This window comes from Aliiroseovarius sp. CAU 1755, assembly GCF_054482655.1.
In genome coordinates, this window is sequence record NZ_JBTLRH010000002.1 from 99883 (window position 1) to 122011 (window position 22129).

22 protein-coding genes are annotated in these 22129 nt (G+C 60.5%); 7 read left to right on the forward strand and 15 right to left on the reverse strand.

Annotated elements, in window-relative coordinates; translation table 11 throughout:
* Positions 1-71 precede the first annotated feature (71 nt).
* Entirely contained in the window at positions 72-1457 is a 1386-nt protein-coding gene (locus ACXYMP_RS07675) for a diguanylate cyclase domain-containing protein (protein ID WP_458905466.1), read from the forward strand.
* A gap of 63 nt (positions 1458-1520) precedes the next feature.
* Here the strand turns inward: ACXYMP_RS07675 and ACXYMP_RS07680 are convergent, their stop codons facing one another.
* The 4 genes from ACXYMP_RS07680 to ACXYMP_RS07695 form a co-directional block, all read right to left on the reverse strand.
* On the reverse strand, positions 1521-2036 hold the full coding sequence (locus tag ACXYMP_RS07680; RefSeq protein WP_458905468.1) for a periplasmic heavy metal sensor: 516 nt from the start codon (positions 2034-2036) through the stop codon (positions 1521-1523).
* The gene (locus tag ACXYMP_RS07685; protein ID WP_458905470.1) at positions 2033-2452 is read right to left on the reverse strand and encodes a hypothetical protein; all 420 of its coding nucleotides are present in this window, start codon (positions 2450-2452) and stop codon (positions 2033-2035) included. Before ACXYMP_RS07685 ends, ACXYMP_RS07680 begins: the two co-directional genes overlap by 4 nt.
* Entirely contained in the window at positions 2439-3026 is a 588-nt protein-coding gene (locus ACXYMP_RS07690) for an RNA polymerase sigma factor (RefSeq protein WP_298565988.1), read from the reverse strand. The genes ACXYMP_RS07685 and ACXYMP_RS07690 overlap by 14 nt, the downstream gene beginning before the upstream one ends.
* 78 nt (positions 3027-3104) lie before the next feature.
* Positions 3105-3749, reverse strand: a complete 645-nt coding sequence (locus tag ACXYMP_RS07695; protein WP_458905473.1) for an EF-hand domain-containing protein — start codon at positions 3747-3749, stop codon at positions 3105-3107.
* A gap of 198 nt (positions 3750-3947) precedes the next feature.
* Here ACXYMP_RS07695 and ACXYMP_RS07700 point away from each other — a divergent pair, with 198 nt between their 5' ends.
* Together ACXYMP_RS07700 and ACXYMP_RS07705 are read left to right on the forward strand one after the other, a co-directional pair.
* The gene (locus ACXYMP_RS07700) at positions 3948-4367 is read left to right on the forward strand and encodes a DUF983 domain-containing protein (RefSeq protein WP_298565985.1); all 420 of its coding nucleotides are present in this window, start codon (positions 3948-3950) and stop codon (positions 4365-4367) included.
* Positions 4368-4376: 9 nt separating this feature from the next.
* The gene (locus tag ACXYMP_RS07705; protein WP_298565983.1) at positions 4377-5090 is read left to right on the forward strand and encodes an NUDIX hydrolase; all 714 of its coding nucleotides are present in this window, start codon (positions 4377-4379) and stop codon (positions 5088-5090) included.
* 3 nt (positions 5091-5093) lie between these two features.
* On the opposite strand, the gene ACXYMP_RS07710 is transcribed toward ACXYMP_RS07705, so the two are convergent.
* The 3 genes from ACXYMP_RS07710 to ACXYMP_RS07720 all read right to left on the reverse strand — a co-directional run bounded on the left by ACXYMP_RS07710 (position 5094) and on the right by ACXYMP_RS07720 (position 7700).
* Entirely contained in the window at positions 5094-5999 is a 906-nt protein-coding gene (locus tag ACXYMP_RS07710) for an EamA family transporter (RefSeq protein ID WP_298565982.1), read from the reverse strand.
* A 41-nt stretch (positions 6000-6040) separates the two neighbouring features.
* On the reverse strand, positions 6041-6562 hold the full coding sequence (locus ACXYMP_RS07715; RefSeq protein ID WP_298565980.1) for a lipocalin family protein: 522 nt from the start codon (positions 6560-6562) through the stop codon (positions 6041-6043).
* A gap of 94 nt (positions 6563-6656) precedes the next feature.
* On the reverse strand, positions 6657-7700 hold the full coding sequence (locus ACXYMP_RS07720; RefSeq protein WP_458905476.1) for an aldo/keto reductase: 1044 nt from the start codon (positions 7698-7700) through the stop codon (positions 6657-6659).
* 158 nt (positions 7701-7858) lie between these two features.
* Between ACXYMP_RS07720 and ACXYMP_RS07725 the strand changes: the two genes are divergently transcribed.
* The gene (locus tag ACXYMP_RS07725; RefSeq protein ID WP_298565977.1) at positions 7859-8467 is read left to right on the forward strand and encodes an ImuA family protein; all 609 of its coding nucleotides are present in this window, start codon (positions 7859-7861) and stop codon (positions 8465-8467) included.
* A 21-nt stretch (positions 8468-8488) separates the two neighbouring features.
* Here the strand turns inward: ACXYMP_RS07725 and ACXYMP_RS07730 are convergent, their stop codons facing one another.
* A complete protein-coding gene (locus tag ACXYMP_RS07730; RefSeq protein WP_298565975.1) occupies positions 8489-9268 on the reverse strand; it encodes an SDR family oxidoreductase in 780 nt (259 codons plus the stop codon).
* 121 nt (positions 9269-9389) lie between these two features.
* Between ACXYMP_RS07730 and ACXYMP_RS07735 the strand changes: the two genes are divergently transcribed.
* From ACXYMP_RS07735 to ACXYMP_RS07745, 3 genes are all read left to right on the forward strand, one after another.
* Entirely contained in the window at positions 9390-10997 is a 1608-nt protein-coding gene (locus ACXYMP_RS07735; RefSeq protein ID WP_458905479.1) for a peptide chain release factor 3, read from the forward strand.
* Positions 10998-11001: 4 nt separating this feature from the next.
* The gene (locus ACXYMP_RS07740; protein WP_458905481.1) at positions 11002-11658 is read left to right on the forward strand and encodes a hypothetical protein; all 657 of its coding nucleotides are present in this window, start codon (positions 11002-11004) and stop codon (positions 11656-11658) included.
* Positions 11659-11808: 150 nt separating this feature from the next.
* Positions 11809-13272: a DEAD/DEAH box helicase gene (locus tag ACXYMP_RS07745; RefSeq protein WP_298565970.1), complete on the forward strand. Its 1464-nt coding sequence runs from the start codon at positions 11809-11811 to the stop codon at positions 13270-13272.
* Positions 13273-13411: 139 nt separating this feature from the next.
* Here ACXYMP_RS07745 and ACXYMP_RS07750 read toward each other — a convergent pair whose 3' ends face one another.
* The 7 genes from ACXYMP_RS07750 to nuoK are packed head-to-tail and all read right to left on the reverse strand — an operon-like array spanning position 13412 to position 22068.
* Positions 13412-15073, reverse strand: coding sequence for a ribonuclease J (locus tag ACXYMP_RS07750; RefSeq protein ID WP_458905483.1), 1662 nt, complete (start codon positions 15071-15073; stop codon positions 13412-13414).
* The gene (locus tag ACXYMP_RS07755) at positions 15070-15849 is read right to left on the reverse strand and encodes a type III pantothenate kinase (RefSeq protein ID WP_298565968.1); all 780 of its coding nucleotides are present in this window, start codon (positions 15847-15849) and stop codon (positions 15070-15072) included. The genes ACXYMP_RS07750 and ACXYMP_RS07755 overlap by 4 nt, the downstream gene beginning before the upstream one ends.
* A gap of 10 nt (positions 15850-15859) precedes the next feature.
* A complete protein-coding gene (locus ACXYMP_RS07760) occupies positions 15860-16624 on the reverse strand; it encodes a biotin--[acetyl-CoA-carboxylase] ligase (protein ID WP_458905485.1) in 765 nt (254 codons plus the stop codon).
* Positions 16614-18050 carry an NADH-quinone oxidoreductase subunit NuoN gene (gene nuoN, locus ACXYMP_RS07765; RefSeq protein WP_298565965.1) on the reverse strand — a complete coding sequence of 479 codons (1437 nt, stop codon included), beginning with the start codon at positions 18048-18050 and terminating at the stop codon, positions 16614-16616. Before nuoN ends, ACXYMP_RS07760 begins: the two co-directional genes overlap by 11 nt.
* Positions 18051-18061: 11 nt before the next feature.
* A complete protein-coding gene (locus ACXYMP_RS07770) occupies positions 18062-19606 on the reverse strand; it encodes an NADH-quinone oxidoreductase subunit M (RefSeq protein WP_458905488.1) in 1545 nt (514 codons plus the stop codon).
* Positions 19606-21756 (reverse strand): NADH-quinone oxidoreductase subunit L, encoded by a 2151-nt coding sequence (nuoL, locus tag ACXYMP_RS07775; RefSeq protein ID WP_458905490.1) that lies wholly within the window; start codon positions 21754-21756, stop codon positions 19606-19608. Before nuoL ends, ACXYMP_RS07770 begins: the two co-directional genes overlap by 1 nt.
* 6 nt (positions 21757-21762) lie before the next feature.
* Complete coding sequence (gene nuoK, locus ACXYMP_RS07780; RefSeq protein ID WP_298565958.1) at positions 21763-22068, reverse strand: NADH-quinone oxidoreductase subunit NuoK; 306 nt, start codon at positions 22066-22068, stop codon at positions 21763-21765.
* Between the last annotated feature and the right edge of the window lie 61 nt (positions 22069-22129).

The window sequence follows — 22129 nt, forward strand, 5'->3', positions numbered from 1 at the left end:
TTCTTAACCAATCTGACGACACAATGAACAGAACTACTGGGCTGATGCAATCACAAGGGCAACGTGACGATATGAGTGGGAGAATCCTGATCGCGGATGACCTTGCGACCAATCGCATCGTCCTGAAGGTCAAACTGACCGTCGCGTGTTATGAGGTCATTCAGGCTGATCGCTGTGCGGATGTGGACGCATTGGCGCGCCGCACGCAACCTGATCTGATCTTGTTGGGGCGCGGACGGTCAGATGTCTGCATCGACACCTGCCGACGCGTGAAAGCCGATCCGGTGCTCAAACGCATTCCGATCATCGTGATTTCGGATCAGGAAGACCGCGATGGTCGGCTTGAGATCCTGAAATCCGGCGCGGATGATGTGTTTTCTCGGCCGCAAGATGATGCAACACTGCTGGCGATGGTGCGCAGCCTGATCCGCACACGCGGCACGGATGACGAGGTTTTGCGGCGGCGCGACATCTCGCGCGAATTTGGCTGTGCCGAAGCCCCCCTGACTTTTGATCACGCGGCGAAAATCGCGCTGATTGCGCCGGACGCCGAAACTGGCATCCTCTGGCGTATGCATCTGTCTGCTGAAACGCGCAATAAAATCAGCATCATGACACAAACGCAGGCCTTGGAAGACCTTGGCGCGCTGTCTGCTGTGCCGGACGCTTTTGTCATTGGGTCGACACTTGGAACCACTTCGGACGGATTGCGGCTGGTCAGCGAACTCCGGTCGCGCCAGACGACCCGCCATTCGGTCATCATCGTTCAGGATTGCGGCGAAACGCCGTCACCCAGCTCGATGGCGCTGGATTTGGGGGCAAATGCGGTCCTGCGCCCGGAATTCGATGCCCGCGAACTGGCCGAACGCTTGCGCAAGCTGCTGGCGCGAAAGCTTGAAGGCGATGCATTGCGCAAAAGCTTTGACACCAATCTGGCCTTGGCCGCGCAAGACCCCCTGACCGGGCTTCACAACAGGCGCTATGCGCAAAGCTATCTTGAACGGCTGGAGCGCGAAGCGCATGCAAGCGGCCAACCCTTCGCCCTTATGGTGCTGGATCTGGATCGCTTCAAATCCATCAACGACCGCTTTGGCCACCCCGTTGGCGACGAGGTTCTGATCGAGGTGGCGCAGCGCCTGAAATCCAACTTGCGTGAACATGATCTGCTGGCGCGATATGGCGGAGAAGAGTTTCTGATCGCGTTGCCCGGCATTTCCCGCAAGCAGGCGCAACACATGGCTGAACGGCTGCGCCGTGCCGTCGGGGACACCCCAGTCGCGTCCTCTTCGTCGCGCCAAGACGTGCCGGTCACCCTTTCGATCGGTGTCGCTGTGTCACCGGAGGGCCGGGGCAATTTGCGTAGCGCGCACGAGCTTTTGCAAGCTGCGGACCGGGCGCTTTATGTCTCAAAATCCGACGGGCGCAATCTGGTCACCTTCGTTCCCAACGCGGCCTGACCTGCGCCACCCTACCCGGCAAAAAACCGTGCAAAGCTGGGGCAGTCATGGCGCAGAGTTCCGTCACTTTGTGTGTCGGCGGACCGAGCGTTCAAGCCGGTCGGCAAAGGCGCGCCGTTCCTCGGTGCTCATCGCGCCTAACCGTTCGACAACAAGTTCGCGCAGGGTGCTGCCACGGTCGCGCAATCGGTCGGATTGGGCCACCATCAGACCTGCCAGCGCCTCCGGGGCAAAGGCGTCGGCGCGCAGAATGTCGAGCATTGACTGAAAATCACGTTCCAGCGACTTTCGGTTGTCCTCAAACGACCCCGAGCGGTCGCGTAAGGCACGCCCGATTTTGCGACGATCCTCGCGGTCAAGCGCCCCGGCCAGCGGCCCAAACCCCAGATCGCGGATCGCGCCCCGGTCAGGTCCGCGCGTGTCAAACCCGTGGTCACGATGGTCGCCAAGTTTGGCACCAACCACAAGCCCCAGCACCAGCAGGTTGAAGGTCAGCGACACGGCCAGCAAAATCCGCGGCCATTTGCGCGGTTTGGTCGGCGGGGTCACATTGGGGGTGTGGGTTTGATCGGCACTCATCCGTCATCCTCCATCAAAAACGCGGTTCCGAAATAGCTGGGGGCCATGTCCTCCAGGGCGTAAACCTCTTCATTGGCCGCGTATTCGCCAGACAACACCAAGCCGCCCGACAAAGTTTCAAGTTGCGTGGGTGCTGCAAACCCGATCCAGACGCCCGCAAGCGTTGCTGTGGCCATCCCGGCCAGCGCGGGCCAGCCACCGATGGCTGATGTGATGCGGGACCAGACATTGGGTTGCTGGCGGGTGTCGCGCCCGTCCGATACACCACGGCCTGCTGCGCCGGGCTGATGCGCTGCGGCATCCGCCAAGATCGCCGACACAAGCCCGGCCGAAGGCTCTGTCACCTCGGATCGTGCCGCGTCAAAAAATGCGTCAAGCATTTGATCGTCCAGCATATCTTTGTCAGTCTTTGCCATATCCCAACTCCTCGCGTCGGCCTGCCAATGCGACAGCCAGCGCCTTCTTGCCACGGGCCGTCAAGCTTTCGACGGCCTCGGTGCTTATCTCCATGATCTCGGCGATCTCGGGGTTTGTCGCCCCTTCGATATGCCGAAGCGTCACGGCCATTCTTTGCCGCTCGGGCAGCGCGTTCAGCGCCTGTTGCAAGGCGGCCGCCCGGTCGGACTGGATCATCCGATCAACTGCGCCCGGTGCGTCGTCTTGCGGTTCTTCGATCGCGTCGATGTCAACCGTGCGTCGTTTGCGCAGCCGATCTGTGCACAGGTTCGACACCACCCGAAACAGCCATGTCGACACTTTCGCCTCGCCGGTGCGCCAGTCGGGCGCGATCTTCCAAAGGCGCAGCATCGCTTCTTGCGCGACATCTTCGGCTTCGGCCCGGTCGCCGCCCAATAGGCGCGTGGCATAGCCCAATACCCGCGGCACAAGCCGGCGGGTCAGAAGCTCTGCGGCCATCGGATCCCCGTTCCCGTAAAGCACAAGAAGCGTGTCGTCCGAGGCCCCTGCATACGCGTCCAAGGCCATTTCCATCCAATCTGCCTAGCCGGTCCCCGGTTGCCTGACAACCGGCGAAGCGGCCCCCGCGCCACCCGCGGGAGCCAATCTGTTTTAGCCGCCGTTGCGCTTGCCTTGGCCGCCCTTACCGTGCCCGCCTTTGCCATGCCCGCCTTTGCGGCTGCGCAGGAACGCTTCCTTCTGCGCCTCGTCAAACTCAGCTTGCGAGATCGCGTTGTCATCATCGGTGTCGAACCGGTCAATCATGCGATCCATCCGGGCGGTGTCAGGGGTCATTTCCTCAAGGCTTAGGCTGCCATTGCCATTGGTGTCGCGCTTGGAAATCATGCGCTCCATCATCCAACCCTTTTGCCTTTGCGTCATAGACCCTTTGCCATCAGGCCCCTTTGCGGTCTTCCCGCCACCTTGCTGGCCACTGCCTTGCTGGCCTGCACCCTGACGGGCGGCCATCTTGGCGTCGCGATGGGCTTGCATCTCTTCAAGGGACAGCTCGCCGTTTCCATCCGTATCGACAGCCGCAAATTCTGCGCTGAAATGGGCTTGCAGGTCTTCGGCCGTGATCAGGCCGCTTTTGTCCATGTCCAGATCCGCAAACTCCATCTGCATGAACCCACCTTTCGGACCCTGCATGCCGCGATCTTTTCCGCCGAACGCGACCGCAGAGGTCGCCGTCAGCGTCAGCGCCGCCCCAAGGGCCAGTGCAATCGCGGTGGTCGTGGTTTTTTTGCTAAGTGTCATAACGTCATCCTTCTGTCTTGCCTGTTTGCGCCGCGCCACGTATTGCCCGACGTTCTGTATCTTGAACGGGTCAGACCCGGCATTCCGTCGCTGGACGCGCGAAAAAAACGCGACATCCCGACGCAATGGCAAAAGGTGACATGATTTTCGGCCTCGCTTTCCTTAGGATGGCTTGATACGCGACGAAGGACACGACAGATGAGTGATGCCATGGCATTTACCGAAAACGACCTGCAAGATGACGGCCAGGAACGCGAGCTGAAGCCCGCGATCTGGAAAGGCTGGCGCAAGCGCTGTCCCAGTTGCGGGACCGGCAAGATGTTTCAGGGCTATCTGAAGGTCCATGACAGTTGCACCGTGTGCGGCGAAGAGCTGATGCACCAGCGCGCCGATGACGGCCCAGCCTATTTGACGATCATCGTCGTCGGGCACGTGATGGCCCCCATGCTGCATATCGTCTATGTGAATTTTGTGCAGGACCCTATGATGCTGGCGTCGATCTTCACGGTTGGCACGGTTGCGGCCTCGCTTTATCTGTTGCCCAGGTTCAAGGGGTTCATGGTTGGCTTTCAATGGGCCAAACGCATGCATGGGTTTGCACTCAAACGCTCGCAATAGGGATTGGTAATGGACAAGACGCTGGACAAGTCGAAAATCATTCGAGACGCGGCGACGGTGATCCTGATCCGTGACAAGACCACGCGCCCGCAGGTGTTGATGGGTCAGCGCGGCGCCAAGGCGGCCTTCATGCCCAACAAGTTTGTCTTTCCCGGCGGGGCACTTGATGCAGAGGATGCGAAGGTGCCGTTGGCCGAGGCGGGCGCCGAGCCTTGTCTGACCCGCTTGGGCGAACACGCCGACCCCTCGATCGCATCAGCCTTGCTGGTGACTGCGATACGCGAGCTTTGGGAAGAAACCGGCCAGATACTGGGCGCGCCCGGCGAATGGCCCGGCGCGGTTCCCGATGATTGGGCATCGTTTGCCGATGCAGGCTTTATCCCATCCGCCCTTGGCATGGCGTTCGTGTTCCGCGCGATCACACCGAAAGGCCGCCCGCGTCGGTTTGATGCGCGCTTCTTCGCGATAGACGCCGACATGCTGCGCACAGATATCGACGATTTCTCGCGCGCATCGGACGAGCTGAGCCATCTACAGTGGATCCCGTTGGACGACGTGCGCCGGTTTGACCTGCCTTTCATCACCGAAGTCGTGCTGGCAGAAATCGTCGGCAACCTGCCCGATCTGGGCGCACCTGCCGAAGTGCCGTTTTTCAACAATTCGGACGAGGAAAGCTTGTTTGAACGTCTGGGCGGCGTTGGCCCGTTAACGGCGGCTGGCTGACGGCTATTTAAGAAACAGCACCAGAACCAGCACAGACAGCAGGATCAACGCGGTCCCGGCATATTCGCGCCCGGTGACCTTTTCGCGGAACACAAACAGCGTCGCGGCATAAGAAAACAACAGCTCCACTTGCCCCAACGCTTTCACCAGTGCCGCGTTTTGCAGCGCGAATGCGGTGAACCAGCAAAAGCTGCCGATCATTGAGCTGAGGCCCACTAGAACGCCGACCCGCCATGCGGTGAAAACGCGCGTGATCTCGCCCTTTTCGCGCAGGGACATCCAGATCATCATCACAACGGACTGAAACGCCGTGACGACGGCCAAGGTGAACCCGGCACGCGCAATCACGTCTTGCGCTGGCAAGGACAAGGCCGCGCCGCGATACCCGATGGCTGAGATTGAAAACAGGAACCCTGCCCCCAGCCCCAACGCAGCCGCCCTGTTAAAGAAACGTTTCCACCCGGTCTTGCCGCCTGCGGGCGGGTCCGACAACAAGATCAGACCCAGAAAGCCCACCGCGATGGCCAATCCACCTGCCAGCCCAACGCCTTCGCCCAACACTGCCAGTCCGACCAGCGCGGTCAGAACGACCTCGGTCTTCTTGAAGGTGATGCCGACGGCGAAATTGCGTTCGGCAAACAAGGCGACAACGCAGATCGTGGCAAGGATTTGCGCAATGCCGCCGGTGAAAGCGAACAGGAAGAAACGCCCCCCCGGCACCGGCGCGCTTTGGTCTGTTGCACCCAGATAGACCACAAGGATCAGCGCCACCAACGGCGCGGAATAGACAAACCGCGCAAGTGTCGCGCCGGTCGACGACAAGCGCGTATCCTTCAGCCGCTTTTGCAGCATGAAGCGCAGGTTTTGCGAAAACGCCGCAGCGATCGTTATGGGGATCCAAGCTTGCATCTACGCCATTTGACATGGCGGGGGCGAAAACGCCAGCGTGCTTAGCTGATCTTCAGCCGCGACAGGTCATAGCCGTTGAACCCCAACACATCGCGCGCGGCCTTGATCCGGTCTTCACCGCCAGATTTCGCGCGGTCGATGATCCAGCCAAAACTGCCCGAGGGCGTGCCGATCGCAGCCGTGCGGTAATCGGCATCGACCCAAAGCACCCAGTATTGAGTGTCAAATGGGGCCATCCCGACAGAAATGCGGCCCGCTGCGGGTTGTTTCGCTGGGTAACGCTCCAACAGCCCGCCGGGACCATAGACATCCAATGCGGTGATCTTGCCGCCGCTTTGTGCGAAGTTCACCGCCCCGAACGACGGCGTTTCGCCGGGATAGACAAATTCGCCCCGGATCACCCAACGGCCAGCAAAACGAGCCGCATCAAACCGCGTGGTCGAGCTGAGGGTCCGTTTCTTGCTGCGGTGAAATTCGACACCGGTGCCGCCACCAACGCAGGCGGTCATGCCCGCGCCAACAGTCAGCGCCACTGCCGCTTTCAATACCTGCCGCCGTTTCATGGCCTGCTCCTTCCGGTTCGGGATGTCACATATGTCTGGTGGGTAAGGCTACGGTGTAAGCCCACCGTGACGCAAGCGCGCGGGGCGCATCGGGTCAGAACGGCATTGGATGGGCGCGGTGGGCGGTATCGATGTCTTTCATCACCTCGTCCGACAAGGTCAGGTTCCTGCCGTCCAACACGCGGGCCAGTTGCTCCATCGACGAGGCGCCAAAAATGGTCGACCCCATAAAGGGCCGCGAAACGACGAATGCCAGCGCCATATGGACCGGGTCCAGCCCGTGTTTCTTTGCCACCTCAAGATAGGCGTCCACGGCTTCAAACGCGCGCGCAGTGGCCCGCCCGCCCAACCCCGGCGACAGGTCCATCCGCGACCATTTGGGCACGGCGTTGCCTTGGTATTTTCCGGTCAACAGTCCCGTCGCCAAAGGCGAAAAGGATAACACACCCACGTCTTCGTTCACGCAAAGCTCGGCCAGGTCGGTGTCTGCCAGACGGTGCATCAGGCTGTATTCATTCTGGATTGAGATGACTTCGGGCGCGCCCATTTCGCGTGCGATGCGCAACCATTGTGCCGTGCCCCACGCGCTCTCATTGGACAGACCGAAATGACGCACCTTGCCGGCGGCCACGACCTCAGCCATCGCGCCCAGAACGTCGCGCATATGCGCCTCGATCTCAGCCTTGTTCTGGGCTGATGGATCAAACGTCCAGTTTTGCCGAAACGCATAGCTGCCGCGAATGGGCCAGTGGGTCTGGTAGATGTCGATATAGTCGGTGTTCAGTTTGGTCAGGCTGTCGTCGACCGCCTCGCGAATGATCGCGCCGTCATAGCCCTTGCCGTCCCGCTTCCAGCCCGGATTGTCGCCCGACACTTTGGTGGCGATGACCACATCATCGCGCCGCCCGCTTTTGGCGATCCAGCTTCCGATTATCTGCTCAGACCGACCGCATCTTTCCGCCTTGATCGGGTTGACCGGATACATCTCGGCGCTGTCGATGAAGTTGATACCGTGATCCAGCGACATATCAATCTGGGCGTGGCCGTCGGCCTCGGTGTTGGTGGAGCCCCACAGCATCGAGCCCAGGCACAGCGCACTCACTTCGAGCTGTCCACCTGCCAGTTTGTTCATCCTCATCGCGCATCTCCGTGTCGTTTTGCCTTTGCGGGCGTTGGCAGTTTCCCTGTCGTGGCAAGGTTGCCGATCGCGCGGGCAAGGGCAAGACCCCATTCCAGCGCAAGACCGGACTTGAGAACGCGCTTGAGAACATTAAGCGAACATCGTAATCTGCCCCCATGCAACACGTGACCCTTGATCGCCGCCCACATCGCCCGGCACGCGGGCTTGCCTTTCTGGGCGACCTGACGCTGACACCGGCGCGGGTGCACGAGTTTTGCGGCCCTGCACGCCAGACGCTGGCAATGATGGTGGCCGGTGCCAACGAAGGGCCGGTTTTCTGGATCGCGCCCGGATGGGGGACATCCCGACTGCATGGGCCGGGCATGGTGCCCTTTGCCGACCCCGCGCGGTTCATCTTCGTGCAGGTGGACCGGGCCGAGGACGTGCTGTGGGCGTTGCAGGAAACATTGCGCGCAGGTGTCGTGCCGCTGGTGGTCGGTGAAATGGACAAGCCCCCCGCCCTGACCCCGATCCGCCGATTGCACTTGGCCGCCGAAACCGGAACACAACTGTCCGGCCGCGCTCCGACGGCGCTGCTGCTGACCCCGGATGGTGGGGCGCAGGGGGTGGAAAGCCGCTGGCACATGGCACCAGATCACTGGCCCGACCCGGACCGTTGGGCGCTGAGCCGACAGCGGGCGCGGTCGGACCCGCCGCGCCACTGGTCCGTGCGCCCACAGGGCAACGGCTTTGCCTTGACCCCACCGCGCTCCGAACGGCCATAGCTCCGGTCTGTCAAAAGCAGATCAGAAGGTGGCGTTCACCGCGCCGCCATCCAGGAGCACGTTCTGCCCCACCATGAAACCAGCATGTTGGGAACACAGAAAGGCACAGGTCGCGCCAAACTCCTCCGCCGTGCCATAGCGACCGGCCGGGATCGTGGCCGCACGCGCCGCGCGGGCTTCGTCAACCGATCCGCCATGCGCCTCGACCACGCCCTTGTCCAGCGCGGCGGCACGGTCGGTGTCATGGATCCCCGGCAAAAGGTTGTTGATGATCACACCCTGCCCGGCGACCTGACGCGCGGTGCCAGCCACAAAGCCCGTCAGGCCCGTGCGCGCGGTGTTGGACAGGCCAAGCACAGGGATTGGTGCCTTGACCGAGAAGCTGGTGATATTCACCACCCGGCCCCATCCCTGATCCGCCATGCCGGGAACAAGCGCCTGCATCAGTGCAATCGGCGCCAGCAAATTGGCGTCAAACGCCGCGATGAAATCGTCGCGATCCCAATCCGACCACATGCCGGGGGGTGGGCCACCTGCGTTGGTTACTAGAATTTCGACGTCGCCTGCAGTGTCCAGCACCCGTTTGCGCCCATCCTCTGTCGTCACGTCCGCGGCAACCGTCACCACGTCCACGCCTGTTTCTGCACGGATCGCCTTGGCCGCGTCCAACAATGGCCCTTCGGTGCGCGCATTCATCACCAGCGACACGCCTTCCCGCGCCAAAGCCCGCGCGCATCCAAGCCCCAACCCTTTAGAGGACGCACATACCAGCGCCCGCTTGCCTGAAATTCCCAGATCCATCGGTCTCTCCCATCTTCCGGCATCACGTGCCCAGTTCATCCCAGACCTAGCAGGGCCACCCACACGAGGAAAGCACCCATGCTTGTTGCGCGCGCCCGCGCCCGTCGCTATATGCGATCCCATGTTAGACACAGCATCAAACCGCCCCAACTTGCCGCCCGAGATTGCGCGCCGTCGCACCTTTGCGATCATCAGCCACCCGGACGCCGGCAAGACGACCCTGACCGAGAAATTCCTTCTGTATGGTGGCGCCATTCAGATGGCCGGACAGGTGCGCGCCAAGGGTGAATCGCGCCGCACCCGGTCGGACTTCATGAAGATGGAGCAGGATCGCGGCATTTCCGTCTCGGCCTCGGCCATGTCGTTTGATTTCGGCAAGTATCGCTTCAATCTGGTCGACACGCCCGGCCACTCGGATTTTTCGGAAGACACCTACCGCACGCTGACCGCCGTGGACGCCGCTGTCATGGTGATCGACGGGGCGAAAGGCGTGGAAAGCCAGACGCAGAAACTGTTCGAGGTCTGCCGCCTGCGCGATCTGCCGATCTTGACGTTTTGTAACAAGATGGACCGCGAAAGCCGCGATACGTTTGATATCATTGATGAAATTCAAGAAAATCTCGCGATTGACGTGACGCCCGCAAGCTGGCCGATCGGCATGGGCCGCGATTTTCTGGGCTGCTACGACCTGCTGAACGACCGGCTGGAACTGATGGACCGCGCCGACCGCAATGTGGTTGCCGAAACCATCGAGATCAACGGGCTGGACGACCCCAAACTGGCCGAGCACGTCCCCGCGCACATGCTTGAGAAGTTTCTGGAAGAGGTTGAGATGGCGCGCGAATTGCTGCCCACCCTTGACCCCAAATCTGTGCTGGAAGGCCACATGACCCCGATCTGGTTCGGCTCGGCGATCAATTCGTTCGGGGTGCAGGAACTGATGCAAGGCATCGCCCAATACGGTCCCGAACCGCAGCCCCAACAGGCCAGCCCCCGCGCCATTGCGCCCGAGGAAGGCAAAGTCGCGGGCTTTGTGTTCAAGGTGCAGGCGAATATGGACCCCAAACACCGCGACCGCGTGGCCTTCGTGCGGCTGGCGTCAGGCCATTTCAAACGCGGGATGAAGCTGACCCATGTGCGCACGAAAAAGCCGATGGCGGTGTCAAACCCTGTGCTGTTCCTCGCCTCTGACCGCGAATTGGCGGAAGAGGCTTGGGCCGGCGACATTATCGGCATCCCCAACCACGGCCAGTTGCGCATCGGCGACACGCTGACCGAAGGCGAGATGATCCGCGCCACCGGCATCCCCTCCTTCGCGCCCGAGCTTCTTCAAGGCGTGCGCGCGGGTGATCCGATGAAGGCCAAGCACCTTGAAAAGGCGCTAATGCAATTCGCCGAAGAAGGTGCGGCCAAGGTGTTCAAACCCAATATCGGGTCCGGCTTCATCGTCGGCGTCGTCGGCGCGCTTCAGTTTGAAGTGCTCGCCAGCCGGATCGAACTGGAATACGGCCTGCCGGTGCGGTTCGAGGCGTCCCAGTTCACCTCGGCCCGCTGGATCATCGGCGACAAGGACGAGGTTGAAAAACTGGTCGAAGCCAACAAGCAGCACATCGCCCATGACAACGACGGAGATCCGGTGTTTCTGACGCGTCTTCAATGGGATATCGACCGTGTTGAACGTGATTATCCGGCACTGAAATTGTCTGCGACGAAGGAAATGATGGTCTGACTCCATGCCCACGCATCGCCCCTCGCCCTTGCAAAACCGCGTTTTACCAACGGGTGAGATTGTAGCGGACCGCGCCCGCGGGATGTTCACCGGCAACCGGGGTATTCTGCCCTTCACCCATGGCCGCCTTGGCACGTCACGCTGGAAGCACCACCACTGGATCATTTGCACGCTGACCCATCCCAAGGGGCGCTATCATGGCCCCATGCCCGCACGCGGCTGGACGCCGCTGTTCTTTCTGGACGAGGCGGTAGGCTTGGCCGCGGGCCACCGCCCCTGCGCCTATTGCCGTCCAGAAGCTTACCGCGCGTTCAAGGCCGCTTGGGCAACCGCCACAGGTCGAAACGAGGGTCACAAAGCGATTGATAAATGTCTGCATCATGACCGGGTCGATCGAACGCGCACGCAAATCCGTCACAAGGCCGCACTGGATACCCTGCCGAACAGCAGCTTTGTGCTGCACGATGGCGCGCCACATCTTGTCGTCGATGACCACCTTCTTCCTTTTCGATCAATGACCTATGGCCCGCAGATTCGCAGACCATCTGGCGTGGCAATCGTGCTGACCCCGGCGCCGCTGGTGCAGGTTCTGCGCGCGGGTTACACGCCGGTCTTGCACGAATCCGCTCAAACCCGGCAACAATCACACCGCTTTGCTTGAATTGTTCGCAAACGCACCCATGTTGTTGACCATAGCCCGGTTTTTCTTTACCCACATGGCATATTGAAGGGGCGCAAGCTTTGTGCACCGGCCATACGGGCCTTCCCTTCCCATCCGCACGGGCGAAGATGTCCGTGAAACAGGACATACATGATAAAATTTTCTGACCTAAAGCTCAGCCCTAAAGTGCTGAAAGCCATTGATGAAGCGGGCTATACCAGCCCTACCCCGATCCAAGAAGGTGCCATCCCGCCCGCGCTTGAAGGGCGCGATGTTTTGGGGATTGCCCAGACCGGCACGGGTAAAACCGCCAGCTTCACGCTGCCAATGATCACGGCTCTTGCCCGTGGCCGTGCCCGTGCGCGCATGCCACGGTCATTGGTTTTGTGCCCGACACGCGAATTGGCCGCGCAGGTGGCTGAAAACTTCGACACCTATGCCAAACACGTGAAACTGACCAAGGCCCTTTTGATCGGCGGCGTCAGCTTCAAGGAACAAGACCAACTGATCGACCGCGGCGTTGACGTTCTGATCGCCACCCCCGGCCGTCTGCTGGACCATTTCGAACGCGGCAAGCTTTTGCTGACCGGCGTGCAAATCATGGTGGTGGATGAAGCTGACCGGATGCTCGACATGGGCTTCATCCCGGATATCGAAAAGATCTTCTCGCTGACGCCGTTCACCCGGCAAACGCTTTTCTTCTCGGCCACGATGGCGCCCGAGATTGAGCGGATCACCAACACGTTCCTGTCGAACCCCGCCCGGATCGAAGTAGCACGCCAAGCCACCGCGTCAGAGACGATCACCCAAGAGCTTTGCATGTTCAAGGCGTCACGCCGTGATCGCGCTGCGACGGAAAAACGCAAAATCCTGCGCGCCCTGATCGACCGCGAAGGTGACGCCTGCACCAACGCTATCATCTTCTGCAATCGCAAGACCGATGTGGATACCACCGCCAAAAGTCTGAAGAAATACGGCTATGACGCGGCCCCGATCCACGGTGATCTGGAACAATCCAAGCGAACCGAAGTGTTGAACGGATTTCGCGCAGGCACGCTGCGCTTTTTGTGCGCGTCTGACGTTGCGGCGCGCGGGCTCGACATTCCCAATGTCAGCCACGTGTTCAACTTCGACGTGCCCGGACACGCAGAAGACTATGTCCACCGCATCGGCCGCACGGGCCGCGCCGGGCGTGACGGCAAGGCCATCATGATTTGCGAGCCGCGCGACGAAAAGAACCTTGATGCAGTAGAGCGCCTGATTGAGACGAAAATTCCGCGCGTCGACAACCCGCTTGCGACCCATCAGCCAGCGGCTGACAAAAAGGACGCAGGCGAGGTCGAGGAGAAACCGAAGCGGTCGCGTGGTCGCCGGTCAGATGACACAGCCAAGCCTGCACCCAAGGATCAGCCCGCCAAAGAGGCGCGCCAAACACCCGACACCGAGGCGCAACAGCAAGCGCCTAAGGCAAAGCGCGACGACGCCAAGCCGCAACGGGGCGGGCGTGGACGTGGCGGCTCTGACCGTCGTGACGGCGGCAACAAGACTGTCGGCATGGGCGATCATCTGCCTGATTTCATTGCAAAAAGCTTTGACGAACGCCGCACAAGCTAAGGCACGCGTCCTTCAGCACAAATACGAAAGGCCCGCAGGATAACCTGCGGGCCTTTGAGTTTTCCAAGTGCCTTCGCGCGTTTTGTGACACGACAAACTCTGCCACAGCTTGCCCCGCAACACGCAGCAACACCCACGTTTATTCCAGGCGGCTGACCACCAAAGTGACTTCCGGCTTGTGGCCGGTTTCATCATTGGTCGTCTTGCGCGCGATACGCTTGAGCTCTTCGCCCAGCTTGTCGTCGTCCCGCAGGGTCTTTTTGCCCGCGCGCATCAGGAATTGACCAAGGTCTTCTTCAAGCACGTCGACCAGAGCCGCTTTGGACTTTCCAATCTCGGGCAGCCCCATCAGTTCGACCCACGGCTCACCCAAAGGCTCGTTGCCTTCGACAATCACGTTCACGATGACATGACCGTTCAGCGCCAGACGAATGCGGTCGCGCACGACCCCGTCCAGTGCGCCGATCAAAATGTCGCCATCCAGATAGATGCGCTCTGCCTCGACATGTTCGACCACGTGTGGGGTGCCACTTGTCAGGTCACACATCGCCCCATTCACCACGACCAGCGATTTGCGGCCACTCTCTTGCGCCAGCATGGCGTGTTGGCGCAGATGACGGTGTTCGCCGTGCATCGGGATCACGATCTCGGGGTCCACAATCTCGTGCACGCGTTGCAGGTCCGGGCCATTGGCATGGCCAGACACATGATAGCGATCGCTTTCAGCAACGACATCGACACCCATCTCGGAATAGGCATTCAGGATGCGGATAACCCCGCGTTCATTGCCGGGGATGGTCTTGGACGAAAACAGGAACATGTCGCCTTCAGCAAGGCTGAGCCCCATATACTTTCCACGCGCCAATTGGGCGCTGGCGGCGCGCCGTTCGCCCTGACTGCCGGTCACGATCAGCATCAGACTTTCACGCGGAATATCGCGCGCGTCTTCAGGGGTGACGGTTGCGGGGAAGTCCTGCAACACACCGGTTTCGATGCCCGCCTGGATCATACGACGCATCGCGCGCCCCAACAGACAAACAGAGCGTCCCGCCGCTTTGCCCGCTTCGGCCAGTTGTTTCACGCGGGCGACGTTCGAGGCAAAGGTGGTCGCCACCACCATATGCGGTGCCGCCTCGATCAGCGTCACCAGTTCGGGGCCAACTTCGGCTTCCGAGCGGCCGGGATGGGTTGAAAACACGTTGGTGGAATCGCACACCAGCGCCTTCACGCCCGGTTTCGCAATTTCGCGCCACAGCGCTTCGTCAAACGGGTCACCCAGCACCGGGGTTTCGTCCAGTTTGAAGTCACCCGTATGCACCACCCGGCCAGCAGGCGTGTCAATCACCAGCCCTGCGCTTTCCGGGATCGAGTGGCTGATCGGCAGAAAGCTGACCTTGAACGGCCCCGCCTCGATCACTTGTGGATAGACATCGGCCGCGATCACGACCTCGGGCACTTGGCCCGCTTCTTCCATCTTGCGCTGCGCGTGATAGCGGGTGAAGGGGCGCGCGTGGATCGGCGCTTTCAGCCGCGGATACAGCCGCCCAATTGCCCCCACGTGATCTTCATGCGCGTGGGTGATGAAGATCGCTTCCAGCCGGTCGGCATTGTCAGCAAGCCACGTGATGTCCGGCATGATCAGGTTCACCCCCGGCGTGGTGTCCATATCCGGGAAGGTCACGCCCAGATCCACAAGGATCAGACGTTCTTTCCCCGGTTTGCCATAGCCATAGACATAGGCATTCATGCCGATCTCGCCGGCGCCCCCCAGTGGGAGGTAAATCAGACGGTCAGCACTCATAAGTTGCCCTGTTCCTTATTGTAATCGTAGATCCGAACCAGACCGTGCATGGTCAGGTCGTGATCAATTACGTCATATAGATTGTCGCCCTGCTCGAACAGCGGGGCAAGGCCACCGGTTCCGATGACTTTCATTGGCAGGCCGTATTCGTCTTTCACCCGTTGCACAAGCCCTTGCACAAGCCCGACATAGCCCCAGAAGATGCCCGACTGAATGCAGCCAACCGTATTGGTGCCAATCACCTTATCTGGCTGGGTCACGTCGACATGCGGCAGGGCTGCGGCGCCTTGGTGCAGAGCCTCGAGCGACAGGTTAACACCCGGCGCGATCACGCCCCCGATATAGGCCCCGTCATGCGCCACCACGTCGATATTTGTGGCGGTGCCGAAATCGACGACCATGCAATCGCCACCGTGGCGATCAAAGGCCGCAACCGCGTTTGCCAGGCGGTCGGGGCCGGGCACAGCGCCCACGTCCACACGTGGCGGAACGGGCAAAAGGCAATCGGGCTTTCCGACCACCAAAGGGCGGCAGTCAAAAAACCGATCCGCAAACACGCGCAGGTTCCACACGACGCGCGGCACGGTCGAGCTGACGACCACATCCGTGATCTCTGGCTTGATCCCATAGTGGTTGATCAGAGTCGAGAACCACGTGAAATAGGCATCCGCCGTGCGTGAATGGTGGGTCGAGGTTCGCATCGTGCACAGAAATTTCTCGCCATCCCAGATCGAGAATGCTGTGTTCGTGTTTCCGCAGTCGATCGCCAAAAGCATGCGTTGCCCCTTAGAAGAAAATCTCGGCCGCGGGGATGACCTCGCGGGATGTGGCTGTTGATAGAACAAGGTTGCCGTCCGCGTCCACCGTGTCAAACCGTCCGGTATATTCGGCGCGCGTGGTGCGCGCGGTGATGACCTCGCCCAGACGGGCGGCGCGGGCCAGCCATGCTTCGCGAATGGGCGCGAAACCGTAGGTGGTGAAGCTCGCCTCGTGTTGCGCATAGGCGGGGGCCAGCAGGTCAAGAAAGCCTTCAGGCGTCAGGCTGACCCCGGTTTCCCCGGCCAGACTGACAGGCGCAACGGCGCGTCCTTCGATGGCCGCTCCTTCGGGCGCGTCGATCAGGTTCACGCCGATGCCGATGGCAAAATGCCCAACCTGCGCGCCCAACCCGGCGCTTTCCAGCAATATGCCAGCCACTTTGCCGCCGTTCAGCAGCACATCATTGGGCCACTTCAACGAAAACGCCTCCGGCCGACCGGTGGCCATGACGAGTGCATCAAAAAGCGCCAGCGAGGCCACGAAGCTTCGCAGTGCCACCTGTGCAGGTGGCTCAGTCGGGCGCATCACAAGGGTGGCTGAGAAATGTCCCTTGGGGTCCGCCCAAGCACGGCCCCGGCGACCGCGGCCTGCAGTTTGACGGTGGGCTAGGATCCATGTTGGACCCAAAAGACCCGGCGCGATGCGCCGGGCCTCTTCATTGGTGCTGTCGACCTGGTCCAGAACGCGTTTTCCAACGCCCTCTGGCCAAGCCGTGACGGGTTTATTTGACAAGGGCTTCGGCCGCTGCAGCGGCGGCTGTTTCGATGCCGAAGAAATTGACGACGCCCAGAACAACAATCGCAGCCGATCCGACCAATGCCACCCAAGCGGCAGGCGACATCTTCATCTCGACCCCGGCGCCTTCTTCCCCGAAATACATGAAGTAGACAATGCGCAGGTAATAGAACGCACCGATCACCGATGCGATTACACCGGCCACAGCCAGCCATGCCAGACCGGATTGCACGGCAGCGATCAGCACACCGTATTTGGCAAAGAAGCCCAGCATCGGCGGCACACCGGCCAGCGAGAACAGCAAGATCAGCATGGCCAGCCCGCGCAGCTTGTCATTCACCGCAAACTGGTTCAGCGCCGAGATGTCAGCGACCGGGCGCCCGTCACGTTCCATCGACATGATGAAGGCGAAGGTGCCGATGTTCATGGTCAGGTAAACCGCCATATAGAGCAGCATCGCCTGCACACCGTATTCCGTGCCAGCGGCCAGACCCATCAAGGCGAACCCCATATGGGCGATCGACGAATAAGCCATCAGGCGTTTGATGTTGGTTTGACCAATGGCGGCAATGGCACCAAGGAACATCGACAACACGGCCAGAAGCGCGATGATCTGCTGCCAGTCTCCGATGGCTCCGCCGAACGCATCGAACAATACGCGGCCGAAAAGGCCCATTGCTGCCAGCTTTGGTGCGGTGGCGAAGAACGCCGTGACCGGGGTCGGCGCGCCTTCGTATACGTCCGGCGTCCACATGTGGAACGGCACGGCCGAGACCTTGAAGGCCAAACCGGCAGTCACGAAGACCAGACCGATCAACAGGCCAAGGCCCACATGCCCGTCATTGGCAGCTTGAATGATGCCCGAGAACAACGTTGTGCCCGCATAGCCGTAGGTCAGCGACGCGCCGTAAAGCAGCAAGCCCGAGGACAACGCGCCCAGCACGAAATACTTAAGACCCGCCTCGGTCGATTTCACGCTGTCGCGGTTCAGGGACGCGACGACATAGAGCGACAGCGATTGCAGCTCCAGCCCCATGTATAGCGACATCAGATCGCCTGCGGACACCATCATCATCATGCCGACGGTGCCAAGCGCCACGAGGATCGGGTATTCGAAGCGCAGAAGCCCGCGGCGCGACATCGTCGCCTCGCCCATCACCAGAACGGCAGCAGCGGCCAGCAGGATTGCCACCTTCGCAAAGCGCGCATAGGCGTCGTCCAGGAACATGCCACCGAAGCTCGCATGTGCGCCGTCACCACCTGCCACCATCAACGCGATGGCAACCATCACCGCACCGGTGATCCATGTGATCGGCTTCGCCAGCGCATCCTTGCCGGTATAAACCGCGCCCAAAAGGGCAACCATCGCATAGATGGCCAAAGCGAGTTCAGGCAGAACCGTTTGAATATCGACAGAGCTCATCTGTGCTCTCCTTAATGCGATGCAGTCTGGGCCATCTCTGCAACATTTGCAGGAACGGCGGCGTGGAAGTTGGTCAGAAGGGCCTCAACCGAGGGACCGATCATGTCGGTCACAAGGCTGGGATAGATGCCCAGAAGCAGGGTCATGAAAACCAGCGGGGCGAAGATCATCTTCTCGCGCCCGTCCATGTCGGTGAGCGACTTCAGGCTTTCCTTGATCAGATCGCCAAAGACGACGCGGCGATAAAGGTAAAGCGCATAGGCCGCCGAAAGGATCACACCCGAGGTGGCAACCAGCGCCACCCAAGTGTTGGCTTGGAACATACCGACCAGCGTCAGGAATTCCCCGACAAAGCCAGAGGTGCCCGGCAGGCCGACATTGGCCATGGTGAAGAACATGAAGATCAGCGCATAGGCCGGCATCCGGTTCACAAGGCCTCCGTAAGCGTCAATCTCGCGGGTGTGCATGCGGTCATAGATGACGCCAACACACAAGAACAACGCGCCCGAGATAAAGCCGTGGCTGAGCATCTGGAAGATCGCCCCGTCCACACCTTGTTGGTTGAGCGAGAAGATACCCGCTGTCACATAACCCATATGTGCCACGGAGGAATACGCGATCAGCTTTTTCATGTCCTCCTGCACCAGCGCCACGAGCGAGGTGTAGACAATCGCGATGACCGACAGCCAAAGCACGAAAGTCGCCATCACATCCGTCCCAATCGGGAACATCGGCAAGCTGAAGCGCAGGAAGCCGTAGCCGCCCATCTTCAAAAGGATCGCGGCCAGCACGACCGAACCCGCTGTTGGCGCCTGAACGTGTGCATCCGGCAACCAGGTGTGCACCGGCCACATCGGCATTTTCACCGCGAACGAGGCGAAGAAGGCCAGGAACAAGAGCGTCTGCGCCCCGCCAACGATCTGGATGCCCAAAAGGCTGAAACTGTCCGACCCGAACTTATGCGCCATCAGCGTCGGAATGTCGGTCGAGCCCGCATCCACATACATATAGACCATGGCAACCAGCATCAGGACCGAGCCGAGGAAGGTGTAAAGAAAGAACTTGAAGGCGGCATAGATCCGCTCTTTCCCGCCCCAGATCCCGATGATTAGGAACATGGGGATCAGGCCTGCTTCGAAGAACAGGTAGAACAGCACCAGATCCAGCGCCATGAAAACACCCAGCATCAGCGTTTCAAGCAGCAGGAAGGCGATCATGTATTCCTTCACGCGGGATTTTACGCCCCAGCTGGCCCAGATCGTCAGCGGCATCATGAAGGTGGTGAGCATCACGAACAGGACCGAAATCCCGTCGACGCCCATCTTGTATTTCAGGCCCATGATCCATTCACCTTCTTCCACGAACTGGAAGTCGGTGTTGGCAGAGTCAAACCCGGTCAGCAGAAGAAGCGAGAACAGGAACGTGGCCACAGTTGCCGCAAGCGCAAGCCACTTGGCGTTGCGAACGGCCGCTTCGTCATCCCCGCGCAGGAAAAGCGCAAGGATCACCGCCGCGACCAGCGGCAGGAAGGTGATGATGGAAAGCAGATTGTTCATTAGTGCGCTCCACCGCTGAAGAGGATCATGATTGTCACCAGAGCGACGATGCCAAGGACCATCGCGAAGGCATATGTAAAGACGTAGCCAGTTTGTGCCCGACCTGCCTGTTTGGTGAACCATGGGACAACGCCCATGGCGACCCCGTTCAGGAAGCCGTCGATGACGTTGCCGTCACCGCGCTTCCAGAAGAACCGCCCTATGGCGAAAGCAGGCTTGACGAAGAGCACGTCATAGATCTCGTCGAAATACCATTTGTTCAGCAGGAACTGGTAGACATGCGGGAACGTCTCGGCCAGCTTTTTGGGCAGGCTCGTGTTCACCATGTAGAACCAATAGGCCGTCACAAGCCCGATCAGCATCGCGATGAAGGGCGACACCTTGACCCAAGCGGGCGCATGGTGGGCATCGTCGATCACGGTGTTGTCCGCGCCCATGAAGATCGCACCTTTTGGTGCCTCCCCATGATGGACGGCGGCGACGGGGGCGTGGGCCGGATCTGCCATATTGGCGGCGTGATCCTCGTCCTCGGTATGGGTGGTGTCGGCGGTTGCGGTGTCCGTCGCCGGGGCCTCGGCGTGCGTGTCCGCAGCTTCGCCGTGGCTTGCGTCAGCCTCGGCATGCGTTTCAATCCCGAAGAAATGGTTGACCTTGTGATGGTCGCCAAAGAACGAGCCATACCAGATCATACCCGAGAAGATCGCACCCAGCGCCAGTACGCCAAGCGGCACCAGCATGACCATCGGGCTTTCATGCGCGTGTTCATGCGTGTGCTTGTCACCGCGCGCCTTGCCGTAGAACGTCATGAACATCAGCCGCCAGCTGTAGAAGCTGGTGAACAGCGCCGCGATGACCAGCATCCAGAAGGCATAGCCGCCTTGCGTGCCAGCATAGGCGCTTTCGATGATTGCGTCTTTCGACAGGAAGCCTGCAAAGCCGATGGTTGTCAGCGGAATGCCGACACCGGTGATGGCCAGCGTGCCGATCATCATTGCCCAGAAGGTCATCGGTAGCTTTTTGCGCAGGTTGCCATAGTTCCGCATGTCTTGTTCGTGGTGCATGCCGTGGATCACGGAGCCTGCCCCTAGGAACAACATCGCCTTGAAGAAGGCATGGGTGAACAGGTGGAACATGGCGACCGAATAAACGCCGACGCCGGCGGCCACGAACATGTAGCCCAGCTGCGAACAGGTCGAATAGGCGATCACGCGTTTGATGTCGTTTTGCACCAGCCCCACGGTGGCCGCGAAGAACGCGGTCGTGGCCCCGATGAAGACGATGACGCCAGTTGCCTCGGGCGCGTATTCCATCAAGGGCGACATGCGGCAGACAAGGAAGACACCCGCAGTCACCATGGTCGCAGCGTGGATCAGCGCCGACACGGGCGTCGGGCCTTCCATCGCGTCGGGCAGCCAGGTGTGCAGGAACAGCTGCGCCGATTTGCCCATCGCGCCGACAAACAGCAGGAACGCCAGCAGGTTGGCCGCATTCCAGTCGCGCCACAGGAAGTGAAGCTCGGTCTCGGCCAGCGCAGGGGCGGCGGCGAACACGTCGTCCAGCACAATCGAGTCCGTCAGGTAGAACAGACCGAAGATCCCCAGCGCGAAGCCGAAGTCACCCACACGGTTCACCACGAAGGCTTTGATCGCCGCCGCGTTGGCCGAGGGTTTCTTGTAGTAAAAGCCGATCAGCAGATAAGACGCGACGCCCACACCTTCCCAGCCGAAGAACATCTGAAGCAGGTTGTCGGCGGTGACCAGCATCAACATCGTGAAGGTGAAGAAGCTGAGATAGGCGAAGAAGCGGGGGCGATAGCTTTCGCCCTCAAATTGCGGATCGTGGGCCATGTAGCCCATGGAATAAAGGTGAACCAGCGACGACACCGTGGTCACGACGATCAGCATGATCGCGGTCAGCCGGTCTAGTCGGATCGACCAGTCAACCGACAGAGTGCCTGACTGCACCCAATCCAGAAGGTGGATGTGCTGGGTCTCGGACCCAAGGCTCAGGAACGTCGCCCAAGACAGCAGCGCAGACAGGAACAGAAGTGCCGTGGTCAGCACTTGCGCGCCCTTGTCGCCGATGACCCGATGGCCAAAGCCCGCGATCAGCGCACCGATCAGGGGGGCAAAGAGGATGATTTGTACCATTTGCCGTTAGCCTTTCATCACGTTGACATCTTCAACCGCAATGGTGCCGCGGTTTCGGAAGAAGCTGACAAGGATCGCCAGACCAATGGCCGCCTCGGCGGCCGCAACGGTCAGCACGAACAAGGTGAACACCTGCCCGACCAAATCGCCTAGGAAGCTTGAGAAGGCCACGAGGTTGATGTTCACCGCCAGAAGCATCAATTCAATCGACATCAACAAGATGATGATGTTCTTGCGGTTCAGGAACAGCCCGAAAATGCCGATGACGAACAGCGCCGCCGCCACCGCGAGATAGTGTTCAAGTCCAACCATGTGCTTGCGTCCCTTCGTTCCGGGCTTGGCTGCCGGTGCAGCCTGCCCAAGTCTTGTTATT

Excerpts from the sequence above, each read along its gene's own strand:
- ACXYMP_RS07770 (WP_458905488.1), bottom strand. The coding sequence starts at position 19,606 with ATGAACAATCTGCTTTCCATCATCACCTTCCTGCCGCTGGTCGCGGCG.
- ACXYMP_RS07720 (WP_458905476.1), bottom strand. The coding sequence starts at position 7,700 with ATGAGGATGAACAAACTGGCAGGTGGACAGCTCGAAGTGAGTGCGCTG.
- ACXYMP_RS07680 (WP_458905468.1), bottom strand. The coding sequence starts at position 2,036 with ATGAGTGCCGATCAAACCCACACCCCCAATGTGACCCCGCCGACCAAA.
- ACXYMP_RS07675 (WP_458905466.1), top strand. The coding sequence starts at position 72 with ATGAGTGGGAGAATCCTGATCGCGGATGACCTTGCGACCAATCGCATC.
- ACXYMP_RS07710 (WP_298565982.1), bottom strand. The coding sequence starts at position 5,999 with ATGCAAGCTTGGATCCCCATAACGATCGCTGCGGCGTTTTCGCAAAAC.
- nuoN (WP_298565965.1), bottom strand. The coding sequence starts at position 18,050 with ATGAGCTCTGTCGATATTCAAACGGTTCTGCCTGAACTCGCTTTGGCC.
- ACXYMP_RS07745 (WP_298565970.1), top strand. The coding sequence starts at position 11,809 with ATGATAAAATTTTCTGACCTAAAGCTCAGCCCTAAAGTGCTGAAAGCC.
- ACXYMP_RS07700 (WP_298565985.1), top strand. The coding sequence starts at position 3,948 with ATGAGTGATGCCATGGCATTTACCGAAAACGACCTGCAAGATGACGGC.
- ACXYMP_RS07750 (WP_458905483.1), bottom strand. The coding sequence starts at position 15,073 with ATGAGTGCTGACCGTCTGATTTACCTCCCACTGGGGGGCGCCGGCGAG.
- ACXYMP_RS07730 (WP_298565975.1), bottom strand. The coding sequence starts at position 9,268 with ATGGATCTGGGAATTTCAGGCAAGCGGGCGCTGGTATGTGCGTCCTCT.
- ACXYMP_RS07695 (WP_458905473.1), bottom strand. The coding sequence starts at position 3,749 with ATGACACTTAGCAAAAAAACCACGACCACCGCGATTGCACTGGCCCTT.
- ACXYMP_RS07735 (WP_458905479.1), top strand. The coding sequence starts at position 9,390 with ATGTTAGACACAGCATCAAACCGCCCCAACTTGCCGCCCGAGATTGCG.
- nuoK (WP_298565958.1), bottom strand. The coding sequence starts at position 22,068 with ATGGTTGGACTTGAACACTATCTCGCGGTGGCGGCGGCGCTGTTCGTC.
- ACXYMP_RS07715 (WP_298565980.1), bottom strand. The coding sequence starts at position 6,562 with ATGAAACGGCGGCAGGTATTGAAAGCGGCAGTGGCGCTGACTGTTGGC.
- ACXYMP_RS07740 (WP_458905481.1), top strand. The coding sequence starts at position 11,002 with ATGCCCACGCATCGCCCCTCGCCCTTGCAAAACCGCGTTTTACCAACG.
- ACXYMP_RS07705 (WP_298565983.1), top strand. The coding sequence starts at position 4,377 with ATGGACAAGACGCTGGACAAGTCGAAAATCATTCGAGACGCGGCGACG.
- ACXYMP_RS07690 (WP_298565988.1), bottom strand. The coding sequence starts at position 3,026 with ATGGAAATGGCCTTGGACGCGTATGCAGGGGCCTCGGACGACACGCTT.
- ACXYMP_RS07685 (WP_458905470.1), bottom strand. The coding sequence starts at position 2,452 with ATGGCAAAGACTGACAAAGATATGCTGGACGATCAAATGCTTGACGCA.
- nuoL (WP_458905490.1), bottom strand. The coding sequence starts at position 21,756 with ATGGTACAAATCATCCTCTTTGCCCCCCTGATCGGTGCGCTGATCGCG.
- ACXYMP_RS07755 (WP_298565968.1), bottom strand. The coding sequence starts at position 15,849 with ATGCTTTTGGCGATCGACTGCGGAAACACGAACACAGCATTCTCGATC.
- ACXYMP_RS07725 (WP_298565977.1), top strand. The coding sequence starts at position 7,859 with ATGCAACACGTGACCCTTGATCGCCGCCCACATCGCCCGGCACGCGGG.